This window comes from Nocardia sp. NPDC003269 (genome assembly GCF_042888005.1).
In the GTDB taxonomy this organism is placed as follows: domain Bacteria; phylum Actinomycetota; class Actinomycetes; order Mycobacteriales; family Mycobacteriaceae; genus Nocardia.
Genome location: NZ_JBIAPA010000001.1, coordinates 247,751 through 261,762, shown reverse-complemented (window position 1 = coordinate 261,762; position 14,012 = coordinate 247,751). Strand labels below are relative to the sequence as shown.

At 70.0% G+C, this 14,012-nt stretch carries 16 protein-coding genes; 15 read left to right on the top strand and 1 reads right to left on the bottom strand.

All coding sequences use genetic code 11. The features are described 5' to 3' along the window. The first annotated feature begins 15 nt into the window (after positions 1 to 15). From ACFYWJ_RS01230 to ACFYWJ_RS01165, 14 genes are all read left to right on the top strand, one after another. Positions 16 to 765, top strand: coding sequence for a hypothetical protein (locus tag ACFYWJ_RS01230; RefSeq protein ID WP_355271326.1), 750 nt, complete (start codon positions 16 to 18; stop codon positions 763 to 765). A 15-nt stretch (positions 766 to 780) separates the two neighbouring features. Beyond that, positions 781 to 1,980, top strand: a complete 1,200-nt coding sequence (locus ACFYWJ_RS01225; RefSeq protein WP_355271328.1) for a hypothetical protein — start codon at positions 781 to 783, stop codon at positions 1,978 to 1,980. Positions 1,981 to 2,077: 97 nt separating this feature from the next. Then, the gene (locus tag ACFYWJ_RS01220; RefSeq protein WP_355271330.1) at positions 2,078 to 2,554 is read left to right on the top strand and encodes a YbaB/EbfC family nucleoid-associated protein; all 477 of its coding nucleotides are present in this window, start codon (positions 2,078 to 2,080) and stop codon (positions 2,552 to 2,554) included. 241 nt (positions 2,555 to 2,795) lie between these two features. Further along, entirely contained in the window at positions 2,796 to 4,469 is a 1,674-nt protein-coding gene (locus ACFYWJ_RS01215; protein ID WP_355271332.1) for a hypothetical protein, read from the top strand. Then, the gene (locus ACFYWJ_RS01210) at positions 4,466 to 5,248 is read left to right on the top strand and encodes an ESX secretion-associated protein EspG (RefSeq protein ID WP_355271333.1); all 783 of its coding nucleotides are present in this window, start codon (positions 4,466 to 4,468) and stop codon (positions 5,246 to 5,248) included. The genes ACFYWJ_RS01215 and ACFYWJ_RS01210 overlap by 4 nt, the downstream gene beginning before the upstream one ends. 20 nt (positions 5,249 to 5,268) lie before the next feature. After that, positions 5,269 to 5,601 carry a hypothetical protein gene (locus ACFYWJ_RS01205; protein ID WP_355271335.1) on the top strand — a complete coding sequence of 111 codons (333 nt, stop codon included), beginning with the start codon at positions 5,269 to 5,271 and terminating at the stop codon, positions 5,599 to 5,601. 25 nt (positions 5,602 to 5,626) lie between these two features. Continuing rightward, positions 5,627 to 5,923: a YbaB/EbfC family nucleoid-associated protein gene (locus ACFYWJ_RS01200; RefSeq protein WP_355271337.1), complete on the top strand. Its 297-nt coding sequence runs from the start codon at positions 5,627 to 5,629 to the stop codon at positions 5,921 to 5,923. Positions 5,924 to 6,023: 100 nt separating this feature from the next. Beyond that, positions 6,024 to 6,335 carry a type VII secretion target gene (locus ACFYWJ_RS01195; RefSeq protein WP_355271339.1) on the top strand — a complete coding sequence of 104 codons (312 nt, stop codon included), beginning with the start codon at positions 6,024 to 6,026 and terminating at the stop codon, positions 6,333 to 6,335. A gap of 35 nt (positions 6,336 to 6,370) precedes the next feature. Next, the gene (locus ACFYWJ_RS01190) at positions 6,371 to 7,702 is read left to right on the top strand and encodes a hypothetical protein (RefSeq protein ID WP_355271340.1); all 1,332 of its coding nucleotides are present in this window, start codon (positions 6,371 to 6,373) and stop codon (positions 7,700 to 7,702) included. A 28-nt stretch (positions 7,703 to 7,730) separates the two neighbouring features. After that, the gene (locus ACFYWJ_RS01185; protein ID WP_355271342.1) at positions 7,731 to 8,042 is read left to right on the top strand and encodes a PE family protein; all 312 of its coding nucleotides are present in this window, start codon (positions 7,731 to 7,733) and stop codon (positions 8,040 to 8,042) included. Between the two features lie 15 nt (positions 8,043 to 8,057). Continuing rightward, entirely contained in the window at positions 8,058 to 9,047 is a 990-nt protein-coding gene (locus tag ACFYWJ_RS01180) for a PPE domain-containing protein (protein ID WP_355271344.1), read from the top strand. Then, positions 9,044 to 9,835 carry an ESX secretion-associated protein EspG gene (locus ACFYWJ_RS01175; protein ID WP_355271346.1) on the top strand — a complete coding sequence of 264 codons (792 nt, stop codon included), beginning with the start codon at positions 9,044 to 9,046 and terminating at the stop codon, positions 9,833 to 9,835. Before ACFYWJ_RS01180 ends, ACFYWJ_RS01175 begins: the two co-directional genes overlap by 4 nt. A 42-nt stretch (positions 9,836 to 9,877) precedes the next feature. After that, positions 9,878 to 10,207: a WXG100 family type VII secretion target gene (locus ACFYWJ_RS01170; protein WP_218717557.1), complete on the top strand. Its 330-nt coding sequence runs from the start codon at positions 9,878 to 9,880 to the stop codon at positions 10,205 to 10,207. A 32-nt stretch (positions 10,208 to 10,239) separates the two neighbouring features. Next, positions 10,240 to 10,533 (top strand): WXG100 family type VII secretion target, encoded by a 294-nt coding sequence (locus ACFYWJ_RS01165; RefSeq protein WP_022567327.1) that lies wholly within the window; start codon positions 10,240 to 10,242, stop codon positions 10,531 to 10,533. A gap of 103 nt (positions 10,534 to 10,636) precedes the next feature. Here the strand turns inward: ACFYWJ_RS01165 and eccE are convergent, their stop codons facing one another. Further along, a complete protein-coding gene (gene eccE / locus ACFYWJ_RS01160; RefSeq protein ID WP_355271348.1) occupies positions 10,637 to 12,376 on the bottom strand; it encodes a type VII secretion protein EccE in 1,740 nt (579 codons plus the stop codon). A gap of 117 nt (positions 12,377 to 12,493) precedes the next feature. Here eccE and eccB point away from each other — a divergent pair, with 117 nt between their 5' ends. Next, complete coding sequence (gene eccB, locus ACFYWJ_RS01155) at positions 12,494 to 14,002, top strand: type VII secretion protein EccB (protein WP_355271350.1); 1,509 nt, start codon at positions 12,494 to 12,496, stop codon at positions 14,000 to 14,002. Positions 14,003 to 14,012 lie beyond the last annotated feature (10 nt).

Below are 14,012 nucleotides of genomic sequence, written 5' to 3'. Positions count from 1 at the left end.
GAGAGGTGTCCACAGGTGAGTGACGATCCGATCGAATGGGACGATCCGGATGTGCGGATCGATCCGGCGACCGGCCGGTTGTCCTATCGCGACGAGCCGTACACCGGCGCGGTGACCCACACCCGCCCCGACGGCACCTGGCACGAGTACTGGAGCTACGACGACGGCGACCGGGACGGCGACTGGTCGGGCTGGTACCCCGACGGCACCATGCGCTACAACGGCGAGTTCTACCGCAACCGTCCGGTCGGCACCTGGCAGGAGTGGTACCCCGACGGCGCCCGCCGCCTCGAAGACGTCTACGACATCGACGGCGTCTTGCAGACCCACTCGGTCTGGGACGCGGCGGGAACGCTGATCGAGTTCGGTGACGAGCTCACCCGCAAAGGCGTCGCCGCCGACGCGGTCCCGTCCGACGACCCCGAATTGCGCTGGGACGAAACGGAAACCCGCATGTACTACCGTGGCGTGCCGTTCACCGGTCAGGAGTTCCGCCGCCCCGCGCCGAGCGCCCCCGTCACCGAGCTGGCCACCTACGCCGACGGCTACCGCGACGGGCCGACGCGCGGCTGGTACCTCGACGGCACCCCGCGCTACACCAGCGAGTACGCCGACCGGCACGAGGTCGGCCACTGGCTCGAATGGTTCCCCACCGGAAACCGCAAGGAAGAAACCGTCTTCGCCGCCGACGGCGCGCTGCTCACCAGGACCCGATGGGACGAGTCGGGCGCCGTGATCGCGCGGTTCGGCGAGCACCGGGACTAGACGAAGGAGTGCGCAGTGGCTGACGAGCTGGCCGGTGATCCCGATGTCGGATTCACCCTCACCACGGTGGTGGCCGCCGACGACGGGATTCCCGAGCGCGCCGCCGCACTGAGCCATCGCATCGCGAAAACCGTGGCGGCGCTCGGCCCGCCGGGATGGACCGAGGTCGAGGCGTCGTTCGCGATGACGGCGGCGGCCGAGGTGTCGATGATCGTCTTCCACGATGAGCAGGGGCGGTTCGCCCGGGTCTTCCCGAGTCCGGAGCTGCTCGACCTGCTGCGCGAGCACCGGCACCTCTCCGCCTCGATGGGCGACGGTCCGTGGTGGCGCTACCTGCTCACGTTGACCAACACCGGCAAGATGGAGGTCGACTACGACTACGGCGACGAGCCGTTCCCGGACGATCAGCTGTTCCCACCGACGGTGTACCGCACCGACATCGAGATCTATCCGCGGGCGCAGCTGCCGATCTGGCTGGCCGCCTACATCCGCCACGACAACCGGCAGGTGCGCGGTCCGGTGGCCGCGGCCGAGCGGGCGCGCGCGGATCTCGCGGCGGGCCGCAGCGCGGCGGGCTCGGCGCCGGACGTGGAGTTCCCCGCGTTGGTGCCGATGGCCCGCCGATGGGCCCTGATCGCCGCCGCTTTCGTCGCGGTCGGTTCCAAGTGGGGCCCACGGGTGACACCGGCGTTCCATGTCTTCGAGGGTTCCAAGTTCAGTGGTTCCACCCTGTGCCTGCTCCCCGGCGACCGCGCCGTGCTCTCCGGCGGGGTGTGGAACGCACCGGAACTCGACGCCGTCTACAACAAAGATCTGCCGATGCCGGACTTCTACCTCGGTGCCCCCGACTGGGTCGCGGCACCGGTGATCAACCGGCGGGCCGAGAACGGTCTGCTCACCTTCTGCTACTGGTGGGAGGGCGGCCGCTGGTATCGGGGTGCCTCGGCGGGCGCCGACGCGCTCGCTCCCGCGGTGCCGGGGATGTGGGACACCAGGACCGTCGTCGACGTGGTGACCGGGCTGCTCGGCGAGAACGCGTCGCAGGCGCAGAAGGAGTCCGTCCTCGGGCTGGTCGAGGCCGCCGAGCGCGCGGCCGTGGCCAGGGAGGCGTTCACGCGGGTCTTCCCCGCCGACAGATATCACGTCGACGCCGCCTGGTTCGAGCTGAATCTCGGCGGTCTGCTCGGCACGCACACCGTGGGCTTGGCGCAGTGAGCTGACCGGTCGTGCTGTTGCGTGGGCGGGGTGGGTGTGGTGTGCTCGCTCACCGACGGGCTGGTCGGGTCGGCTCGGGAGTCGGAGGGAATCGGGTATGACCAACGAACACGCCAAGGCGCAGATGGCCGACATCCTCGAGACCGTGCAGCAGCAGATGAAGGCGATCGCGCAGGTCCAGCAGGATCGGGCGAAGATCGTCGCCAGTGCCACCGTGCGCAAGCGGGTGACCGTCACGGTCAACGCCGACTACAAGGTCATCGAAACCAAGTTCACGCCGGACATCGACGATCTCACCTACACCGAGATCGCCAAGGCCGTCACCGAAGCGGCGCAGCAGGCCGCGACCGAGGTCGCGCGCAAGACGCAGGAGATGATGGCGCCGCTGCAACGCGAACGCGCCCGGCTGCCGAAGATCACCGAATTGGTCGACGGGATGGACGGATTCGCCATTCCACAGCCCGTGGAGGCATCGCTGGAACCGCCCAACTCGCCTGAGCGGGAACGGCTCTCGACCGACGAGGCGGACGGTTCGCGGGATCCATCGCGGACGGCCACCGACGCGAGCTGGTGAGGTCGGCGTCGGCGGATGGTCGAGCCATCGCCACCAGCGGGATCTCCGCTGTACATGCGGAATTCATCTGTCAGACCGTAGAATCGTTAGCAAGCCGTGCGAATCGGCGGTGTCGTGGTAGCGGTGCCAGGCGGGGCGCGAGGCGGCACCGGTACGGACAGGGAGGGTCGACTTCATGACGGGACCATCGGCGCAGGATCAGTGGGCGGGGCTGCGATCGGCAGCCTCGGATGGATCGCTGATGCTCGAGCCGTCGGCGCTGCCGAACCTGGTCGAAGCCGCCAACAACGCGCGGTACTGGGTCAATTCCGTCAAATCCGCCGCCGAAGGCGTGGGAAACCTGCCCGATTTCTCCTCGCTGGAGTCGGGTAAACAACTGTCGAAGCAGTTCGAAGGCAAGGCCGGTCAGCTGAAGACCGTGCTCGGCAAGCACGAGACCGTCCTCGACAATGTCGCGAACACCTTTCTCGACGCGGCCCGGCACTACAAGGGCGCCGAGGACGGCAGCAAAGTAGACCTGGAATCGCTGCGCACCAAGATCGAGCAGGGCCGCAGTGCCAGCATGAAAGTCGTGCTGCCGCCGACGGTCGTGCAGTATCCGGCGGTCGCGACCGCGGTCAATCTGCCGAAGATCCTGGCCGACGGCAAGACATTCGATCCGGCGGGTATGAAGGCCGAGACCCCCAACTACAACTACAACGAGCTCCAGGCGATCATGTCGTCGCTGTCGACGGTTCCTGGCAATCTGGCGCACACCGCGTTGTTCTGGGGTGACCTGGCGGATCTGCTCAAAACGGGTTTCGACGATCTGAACGCCAAAGTCGAAGCGAGCAAGAAGAGCTGGACCAGCCCGGGCGGCGCCACGCGCGCCATGTCGGCGATGTCGGCGTATCACGAGGCCAACGGTCTGCTGGTCGAGCAGACCAAACAGGTGGCCGCCGCGCTCGACTACACCGTCGGCTGGATCAACGCCACCTCCAAGGGACTGGCGACGGCGCTCATGCTGCCCCGCTGCTATTCCGACCCCAACGGCACCCAGGCCCAGGCGGACAAGGAGACCTGCGCCAAGAATGGCCGCCAGGTCATGTGGAACACCTATGTCCCCGGACTCAACAGCACGACGAGCCATATCCCCACGCTGCCCGAGCCGACCGCGCCGACCACGGGCGACGGCACCGGGAACGGAAACGGCAACGGCAACGGCAGTGGAAACGGCAGCGGTTCGGGGTCGGGTTCGGGCTCCGGCTCGGGTTCCAGCTCGAAATCCGGTGAAGCCCTGGCCGCCATCGATCGCGCGCTCGCCGAACTGCAGGGACAGAAGTCGGGCAGCGACACCGGTGGCAAGGACACCACGGGTGGCCAGAACGGTTCCGGCGGCCAGAACGGTGGCAGCGGCTCGAGCGGTTCCTCCGGCGCCGATCAGCTGACCTCGGCACTGCAGTCCGGTCTCGAACAGGCGAGCTCGGCCGCGCAGTCCGCGCTGGAACAGGCGTCCTCGGCCGCCGAACAGAGCTCCCTGGCGGGTATTCCGGGTTCCTCGGCACTCAGCTCACTCCAGGATCAGGCCAAGAAGGCGCTCAGCGCCGCGAGCAAGGGCGGCGGCGGTGGCGGCTCGGGCGCAGGCGGCGGTGGCGCGGGTGCGGGCGCCGCACCGCTCTCGCCGAGCCTGGACAGCGCGTCCAAGCTGTTCCCGCGCGCCTCGGCCGTCACGGGGGCCGAGGGCTTCCGCACGGGTGTGGCCTCCTCGGCCGCCGGTTCGCCGATGGGCGGCATGCCCATGTCGCCGATGGGTGGCGCGGGTGGCCAGGGCCAGCAGAAGGAACACAAGCGGGCCGACTACCTCGACTCGACGGACCACTTGGACGAGGCCATCGGTGACGCGCCGATCGTGGCCAGGCCGGTGGTGGAACAGTGACGCCCACCTGGGAATTCACCGGCGACGAGTTCGACGCGCTGTGGACGGGTCTCGACGAGGAGTACATGCCCGACCCGTTCATCCACACCGGCGCGCCGGGCGACGCGGACGAGGCCGAATTCGGGCGCAAGGACGCGTGGGCGCGGATCCGGCAGCGGTGGGGCCACGAGCTCGACGAGATCATCGATGTGCTCACGCACCCCGATATCCGGATCGCGGTGCGCGGCTACGGCGGCGGGGAGAAGCTGATCGATCCCGCCTACTCGGTGCGCATGCTCGCCGTGCGCAAAGGCGAGCTGGGCTACCTGGTCCGGCAGCTGCCCGGTGAAACCCTCTACCACGCGGCCGGATTCGTCGTCACCCGCCACAGCGCGCTGTCCCTCGGCGACATCATCGCCGATCACCTGCCCGAGGCCGAGGCGGGCCGTGGCCAGGACATCCGCCTCGACGAACCGGGCGACGATCAGTTCGACCGCAGCTACGGCCGCTCGCTGGTGCAGCACTACGACGACGACGCCGCGGTACAGACCCAGACCTTTCAGCAGGCCCGGCTGGATCGTGACGGCTTCATCGACATCGAGCAGGGCTGGTCGCGTTTCGGGCCGAGGGGGATCCTCCGATTGCGGCTCGGCTGGCGCGATCTGACCGATGACGGTCGCTACGTGATCGTTCCCGGTACGCCGCCGGTGGCGGTCGGCGCCGATCGCCGGCGGGTGGTCTCGCTGATCAACAGCCAGATCGCCGAAGTTGTCAGAGCCATCAGGGATGATCGGGCCTAGGGCGGATGGGAGGGGAATCGATGGACGAGTTTCCGACCGAGTTCAGCGCGTCGTCGCTGACCGGCGCGATCGCGGTGCGCACCACCGAGCAGGGCTTGCCGGTGGGCATCACCGTCGACCCGGATCAATTGCGCCGCGATCCCGCCGACCTGGCGGCCGAGATCCTGCGGCTGTGCCAGAAGTCGGCCAAGCGGGCCGGCCTGGCGCGGCGTAATCAGCTGGCGGCGGCCGGGTTCGATCCGGCGCTGCTGGCCGCGACCGGATTGCCGACCGAGGCCGAGGTCGCGGCGGCGGAGATCGTCGAGGAGCAGGAGTACGACACCGAGCCGGACAGCTGGCTACGGTCGGTCTAGCGAGCGGAGCGGGGAGGACACGGCGATGGTCGAAACCATGGACGAGCTGATCGCGAAGGTGCAGGGCCAGCTCTATCGGCTGCAGGATCTGGCCGAGGCGACCAGCGGCATCAGGGCGCAGGAGACCTCGCCCGACGGGGCGGTCACGGTGACCGTCGACGGGAGCGGCGCGTTGATCGGACTGGCGTTCACCACCGCCGTCAGCACGCTGTCACCGGCCGATTTCGAGCGGGTGCTGGTGCAGACCGCGCAGGCCGCCGCGCACCGGGCGTTCGGTGAGCGCGCCGAGCTGGTGACGGCCTATAACCGAACCGGCACGTGAGATTCAACTGGTCTTAACCACCGATTTGTGTGGCGCGGGTTTCCGACGGGTAGATAAAGTAACGAAACACCATGGGCTGTTTCGAGATTGGACGAGAGCCATGAATCACGTTGCGGTAGTTCCCGATGCAGTTCGTGCGTACGCGGGCGCCTCGGCCACCATGGCGGCGGGGGTCGCCCAGGCGGGCGCGGTCGACCAGGCCGCCACGATGGCCGCCGCGGTGCCCGTCTTCGGCCTGATCGGCCAGGAATTCCTGCTGTCGTTCGCCTACGCGCAGGCCAACCACCTGACCTCGGTGGCGCAGCTCGCCGCGGTGCACGCGGGTACCGCGCTGACCGCCGCGCAGGCCGCGTCGACCTACGAGGGCGCCGACGGGGCGGCCAAGCTGGGCATCGCCGCGGTCGATCAGTAGCCATGACATATCCCGGGGGAAGCACGGCCGGTGCGATGGCATCGGTCGATCCGACCGTGCTCGATCTGCTGCGCGGCAGTTCCCTGGCGCCGATGCTGGACCAGCCGGTGAGCCAGGTGCTCAGCTCGATGGGTCTGCCGCAGCTACCGCAGCTGCCGGAGTTCATCCAGCTGCCGGAAATGCCCGCGCTGCCGACGATCGACCTGACCGCGCTGATGCAGCCGCTCACCGAACTGGCCTCCGCCTTCGGCACCGGTGCGCTCGGCGGTACCGGCACCACGTCGGGCACGTCGTCGAATCCCACCGACGCGCTGTCGAACATCACCTCGGTGCTCGAGACGGCGATGTCGCTCGGGTCGACCGCGTTGCAGACGGTGATGCAGCTGTGGCAGAGCGCCGCGGCGATGGAGGCGACGAACAAGGCGACCGCGGCGCAGTCCGACGGCGCCAAACTGGCGACGCAGAGCACGCAGGAGAAGGCGGTGCTCACCCATGCGGCGGGCAACGTCGCCGTGGGTGGCGCCAAGCTGGCCGCGGTGATCGCGCGCTATTCGGCCACCCTGGCCTTGGCCCCGCTCTACGCGGCGACGCCGGGCGGTCAAGCGGTGCTGATCGCGGCCACGATGGAGGCCATGGCCGAGGGCCTGGCCATCACGGCCGAGACCAAGGCCGAGATGGTGGCGCGCAGCGGTGAGATGGCGCAGGCGGGCGAGAAGGTCCAGGTGACCAACGCGCCCACCGGTGTCGACGCGAGCAGCGATTCGCTGAGCCAGCTGATGAGCCTGATCTCGCCGTTGATCAGTACGGCGAGCACCGCGGTGTCGTCGCTGGGTTCGCTGGCCGAGCAGGTGAGTTCGCTGTCGACGAGCACCACCGGCACGACCGATGACGCGGCGACCACCGGCACCGAGATCACCGACGCCGACAGCGAAACCGCCGAGGGCCTGGCCGGCGGCGGTGGCGGTGGCGGCGCGATCGGCGGCATCGGCGCGATCGGCGGCGCGGGCGCGGCGTCCTCGCCGCTGAGCCCGTGGCAGGGCGGACGCGGCGGCGGGTTGTCCACCGTCGGGGCGACCGGCGCGCTCGGCGGCACCGGCGGCACCACCTCGGGTGGCGCGAGCACGACCACCGCCTCGGCGGCGGGCTCGGCGCCGGGCTACATGCCGATGGGCGCCGGCGCGGGTGCGGGTATGCCGATGGCCCGCGCGGTGGACGGTGGCGGCAGCGAGGCCGTGCACTCACAGCTGGTGACCGGCAATCACGGCGACGAAGTCGTCGGCCAGATCGCGGGGGTGGCGACTCCGGTCGTCGGCGCCGCCGAACCGGTGACCACCGAAGCGCCACCGGACAAAGAACTCTCACTGTGACGCGGCACGACCACGACAGGAGCAGCAGATGAGCAACACCTTCGAATTCGATTCCGCCGCGGCGAGCAAAGCCGCGGCAGCACTGGACGGGATCGCCGACCGGCTCACCACCGAGCTGTCCGCGGTCGCCCCGACCCTCCGGGTGGCCCCGGCCGGCGTCGACGAGGTGTCCGCGCGCGCCGCGACCACCGTCAACGGTGTCGCCGACGACTACCTGACCGGTGCCGAGGCGGGCGCGCACGAGATGAACAAGCTCGCCGCCACTCTGCGGGCACAGGTCTCGGAGTTCGACCAGATGGAAACCGACAACACCACCGGCTTCAACGGGCCCGCGGCGTAAAGGCATTCATCACCGATGATCGAACCACCGCAGCCCGGCTTCACCGGAGTGGTGTGGGAGGCACGCGAGCCGCACAAGCTCGCCACCGACCTCACCACCGGTGCCGGACCGATGCCGATGGCCGACGCGGCCGCCGCCTGGACGCGGCTCGCCGCGGCCTTCGGCGCGGCCGTGCTCGACTACGAGCAGGTGCTGCAGACCCTGCGCGGCTCCTGGAAGTCCGGGAGCAGCGAGCAGGTGTGGGAACGGATCTCGACCCTGCGGGAGTGGCTGATCGACACCGCGGCCGCCGCGACCGCCAATGCCGCACGGCTGCAAGCCCAGGTCCTCGCCTACGAGGTGGCGGCCCTGGCGATGCCGAACAGCGCCGACATCGCGGCCATCACCGCGATGCAGCAGGCGCTGGAACAGGTCGGCACCGCGCTCGGCGCCCCGATCAAGGCCATCGCGGCGCAGACCGACGCCGATGCCGACGTGGCGAAGGCGGTCGCCTCCCGGGTGATGCGCAGCTACGAGGCGGCCACCGAACCACTGGCGACGCCCTGGCTGCACGCGCCGCCACCGCCGATCGCACCGGAGACCGCGCTGGCCGGCGAACAGTCGGCGCAGGCGGGAACCCCCGCGTCGCCGGGTGCGGCCGGGATGTCGGGGCTCGGCGCGATCGGCCTCGGCGCCTTGCCGTCGCTGCCCGCACCGGTGCAGACCGCGTATCGCGCACCGGTTTTCGTGCAGTCCACCGCCGCGGTCACCACCGCGCCGCAGGCCACGCCGGTCGCCACGCCTGCCGGACCGGCCGCCCCGGTCGTCCCCGGTGCGATGGCGCCCGGCGCCGGTGGGCACGACGCGGGGTCCCGCTTCCCGCGCGCGGGTTTGGCCTACGAGGAATCGGACCAGCTGGTCGCCGAAGGCGAGATCCAGGCTGCCCCCGCCGTGCTCGGCGTCGCCGAACGCGCGGCACCCCAGACCGGTGGCACGTCGACGACGACAGCGGAGGGGCGGCCATGACCACCCTCACCAACGATTCGCTGCTGGCCGTCGCCGATCGGCTCGGCGTCCAGACCCTGCCACTGGTCCTGGCCGTGGGTCCGCAGCAGGACAGCTTCGACGACTGGCGCGCCGCCAGAGACGCCGCGGTCGCCGAACTCACCGCCGCCGGAATCTTCGACGGCTACGGTGACGTCGAGCCCGACCTGGCGGACGCGCTGCACACCCTCGCCCAGCCCGACGCCGAACTCGTCGCGCGCAGCTACGGTGACGGCGACGCGCGCCGGATCTGCCTGGCGCGCCGCGGCGCCGGTCACGCCAGCGCCGTCCGCGTCGGCGGCGGCTTCGAGATCGGCACCAAGGCGATCGACGGTTCCGACCGTGAACTGACCCGCCTGCTGCTCGCCGCGCTGCCGCACTGCGCGCCGGCGGAGGTGTCGGCGGTGAGCGTCGCGGCCGACGATCTGGCGGCGCGCCTGGACGCCGCCGAAACGACTTCCCAGTACGTGGACGCGATGTACGCGCTCGGTATCGACGCGCACGAGGCGACCGTCCTCGGCGCGGCCTTCGGCTCCTGCCATGGCTACACCGAGATCGTCGCCACCGTCCACCATGACGGGCTGACCACCCGAGCCCCTGGCGCGGTCGCGGTGTACGACACCGCGCGCGGCCGGATCGTCGTCGCGCCGATGACGGCGCCCGACGGGCAGGTGTGGTCGACCATAACGCCGGGCACCGATCATCGCCTGACCCAGGCCGTCGGTGCGCTCCTCGAGGGGCTTCCCGGTGGGGGGTGGCGGCCCGACTAAGCCATCTCCCATTTCAACCATCAAGTAGGAAAGGTTCGGCACATGCCCCCTCAGGGACCAGTAGGTGTAGAAGCCGGCGGCGTAGACGGCGTCGTCTCCAAGCTCGAAGGCACGATCAACAACCTGCGGACGTCGGTCGGTCAGATCGACGACGCGGCCCAGGCCGTGCTCCGCGGCTGGAAGGGTGACGCCTCCGACGAGTTCGTGAAGGTCGCCCAGGCCTGGCACGACGAGGCCGATGCTCTGAACAAGAAGTTCGACCGGCTCACCGAAGCGGTCAACACCGGTAAGTCCACCCTCGTGAACATGGACGGCGCAGGCCTGTCCGGCGGTGGTTCCACCAGCGGTGGCGGCAGCTACACCAACCTCTGACCGCGAATCAGAAACGAACAGGAACTGAGCTCATGACCATTCTTTACGATCCCGCGGCGATGAACGAGCTGTTCAGCGACCTGCAGACCTACGGCGGGAAGATGAAGGGCGAGATCGACGAACTCGAGGGCGCCGCTTCGGATTTCCGCAACAACCTGCAGGGTGACAACGCGATCTCGAACTTCGACACCGCGCACAAGAACGTCACCACCGAGCTGACCGACACCCTCGACAAGCTCGACAAGCTCGCCGCTCAGGTCGAGTCCGCGCTGAACCGCGCGCTCGAGGCCGACGGCAAGGTCGGCGACGGTTTCGCCGACTTCTGAGTTGTTGGAGCGCCGGAGCGCTCCAGCGTGGCTCCCTGAGGGCCCGACGGAAAACGGGGCGTGACAGTGCCGACGGCACGAGTCATGCCCCGTTTTGTCGAAATCAGCGGGCCGCCAAGGATTCGCCGATGTAGTGCATCTCGTCGGGGGTCGTCACCATGGACACCGTCGCGCTGCCCGTACTCGTCCGCACCGTGATCCGGTTGGGGGCGTACGGGTCCTGGACGAGGGTGACGTCGGGGGCGAGCGCCTCCGGATCACGTTCGGCGGTGCGGACCTCGACGATGGTCGCGCCACCCAGGTGGCTGGTCGGGGCGATACCGTCGAAGACCAGCACGGTCGTCGTCGGGTAGGGCGCCGCGGGCACCGGCGGCGGCCCCGGCGGGGTCTGCGGAGTCGCGCCCGCCGCCCTCGGCGCGATCGAGAGCAGCTGCGGGGTCGCGAGGTTCGCGACCATCGACTGCCAGGCCTGCGGCCGCGCGGTGTGCACGACGGCATGGGCGCCGAGCGCGGTGGCGCGCAGGACGACCTGCTGGGCCAGATCCAGGTTGCCGATCACGTCGACGTGGCGGGTGCCCGCGCCGATCAGCGGGACCGCGATGCCCTGACCGCGCTCGTCGGCCCCGATCAGCTGACCACAGCCGGTGGTCGGCACCGAGATGTCGGTGAGCGCGGTGAGCGTGCCCCGGTAGCCGTCCCGGCCGCCCAGGTCGTCGGCCGCGCCGATGGGCAGGGTGTCCAGCAGGATGCGGCGCTGACTGCCCGGCAGCTCGCGCAGTCCGGCGACCGGCGCCTGCTCGTAGGGCGCCACCGAATCGAAGCGGACGACGGCGTTGAGCACGACGGTCCCCGCCTTGTCGTACGCGCGTCCGACGCGACGGGCGCCGGGGTGCAGACGCAGGGTGACCGTGGTCGAGAGCGAGGGCAGCGACCAGATCTCGGCCAGCCCGTTCGTGCCGATCATCGGCGCGGTGAGCTGGTAGTGGGTCAGGTGCCTGCCGAACTCGGACTCGAGGCCGTGCGCCGACTCGGTGAGCCGCAGCGGGTCGAAGCCGTGGGTCAGTTCGCGCACCGCGCTGTTCATCTCGGTGGCGGTGAGGACCGCGGCGTCGATGCCGTGGGTGGCGAGCCGATTGGCGACCCGGCGGGTGGCGATGATCATGGTGCGCAGGGCGCCGGTCGCGCCGCCGCCGCGTTTGTCCACCGCCGCCGCGTTGGCCACCGGGTCCAGCCGCAGCACGAGCCAGCAGGTGCGGTGCGCGATGGCGGGCAGCGGGCCGAGGATCCGGTCGTACAGGTGCGCGGCCGCGCCGGTGCCCGCGGTGCGCGCGCCGGTGGCGATCACGTCGATGCTCACCAGCTCCACGTCGAACTGGTCGAGGCAGCGGGCGATCTCGGTCATCGGCAGCAGCTGGTCGGCGCTGAGGGTGCCGCGGCGCAGCAGCGTGAGCGTGTCCGGCGGCGGATCGATGCGGAGCATGGTCAGCAGCAGATCGCCGTCCCAGCGCACGCCACAGCCGCCGCCCTCGGGCAGCGGCACGTCGAAGGCGGGGGCCCGGTCCAGGGTTTCGGTGCGACCGCGCAGGCGGCGCCCCAGCCAGCCGCCGAATCGCACGGCGAGCGTGCGCCGCCGGATCGGGACGAGCCCGATCAACAGCACGGCCACGGCCCCGCCGATCGCCCCGTAGCCCGAATTCGTCGTCGCCAGCACGACCCAGGCCACGATCGCCGCGAGCACCGCGACCGGCACACACGCGCGCAGCGGATACATCCTGAACAGCCAGAATTCCGGGTCACGCAGCGTGTCGTAGGCATTGTCGCCGGCGGTTTGCCCGCCGTTCATACTGTTGTTCAAAATCGTTGTCCCTGCTTGGCATCCGTCGAATCATGGTGAAGGACAATTCCGGATTTACGGTACCGTGTCCGACGAGATGGTGATCAACGCAGCAATGGAGTCCCTGTGCCGGCACAGCTGACAACCAAGGCCCAGGTCAACGGTTATCGTTTCCTCCTGCGCAGGCTCGACCACGCGCTGGTCCGCCGCGATGTGCGCATGCTGCACGATCCGATGCGGTCGCAGAGCCGGTCGATGATGGTCGGCGCGGTGCTCGGGCTGATCATCGTGGCCGGCGCGGCCATTCTCGGCTTTCTCAAGCCGCAGGGCGCGATCGGCGACGCGCTGATCGTCAGCGGCAAGCAGAGCGGCGCGATGTACGTGGTCGTCGAGGCCAAGGAAGGCGAGAAGACGCTCCATCCGGTGCTCAACCTGGCCTCGGCCCGGCTGATCGCCGGTGACGCGCAGACGCCGAAATCGGTGAAGGACGACAAGCTCGGTTCGATGCCACGCGGCCCGCTGCTCGGCATCCCGGGCGCACCCGCCGCCATGCCGGGATCCAAGCAGGGCGCGAGCTCGAACTGGACGCTGTGCGAGACCACCCAGCTCTCGGCCTCCGGCAGCGCGTCCGGCGCCACCGGCGGGCTCACCACCGCCATCGTCGGCAAGCCGGAAACCGGGGACCGGATCGGCGCCACCGGCGCCGACGACGCGCTGCTGGTGCGTCGCGACGACAAGACCTACCTGGTGTACCAGGGGACCAGAGCCGAACTCGATCCGAACAACTCGGTGGTCGCGCGCACCCTCGGCCTGTCCGGCAAGCAGGTCCGCCCGATCGGCAGCGCGGTGCTGGGCGCCACCACGCAGGCGCCGCCGCTGGCGGTGCCGACGATCGAGCGCGCGGGCGAGCCGGGCCCCGGCAAGCTGTCGAATGTGCCGATCGGCGGCATCATCTCGGTGACCGGGGTGCAGGCCGCGGGTCAGGAAACGATGTACGTGGTGCTGGCCGACGGGGTCCAGCGGGTCTCGGAGTTCACCGCGGACCTGCTGCGCAACGCCGATTCCCGGGGCATGCGCGAGATCGCCGCACTGGCCCCGGACGCGCTGGACCGGATGCCGGTGCTGCACACCCTGCCGGTCGACGGTTTCCCCGAGCGCAAGCCGCGCATCCTGGCGGCCGAGGACGCTCCGGTGGCCTGTGTGAACTGGGCCAAGAACCCGGGTGTCGCGGCCGCGCAGGGCAGCTCCGTCGACGGCCCGGCCGAACGGGCGACGGTGACCCTGCTCGCCGGAACCAAGCTGCCGCTGAGCGATTCGGTCAAGCCGGTGACCCTCGCGACCGCCGACGGTTCGGGCGACCGGATGGACGCGGTCTACCTGCCGCCGAGCACCGGCGAATTCGTGCAGGTCACCGGCACCGAGCCGGGCAGCCTGCGTCGGGAGTCGCTGTTCTACGTGGCCGACAACGGGATTCGCTACGGCATTCCCGACGCCGCGACCGCCGCGGTGCTTGGGCTGGGCGACAAGCCGCGACTCGCGCCGTGGTCGATCATCGGTCAGCTCGTCCCCGGCCCGACGCTTTCCGCGAAAGACGCTCTGACCAGCTACGATTCGCTGCCTTCCGCGACCAAGTAGCCGAAGACGC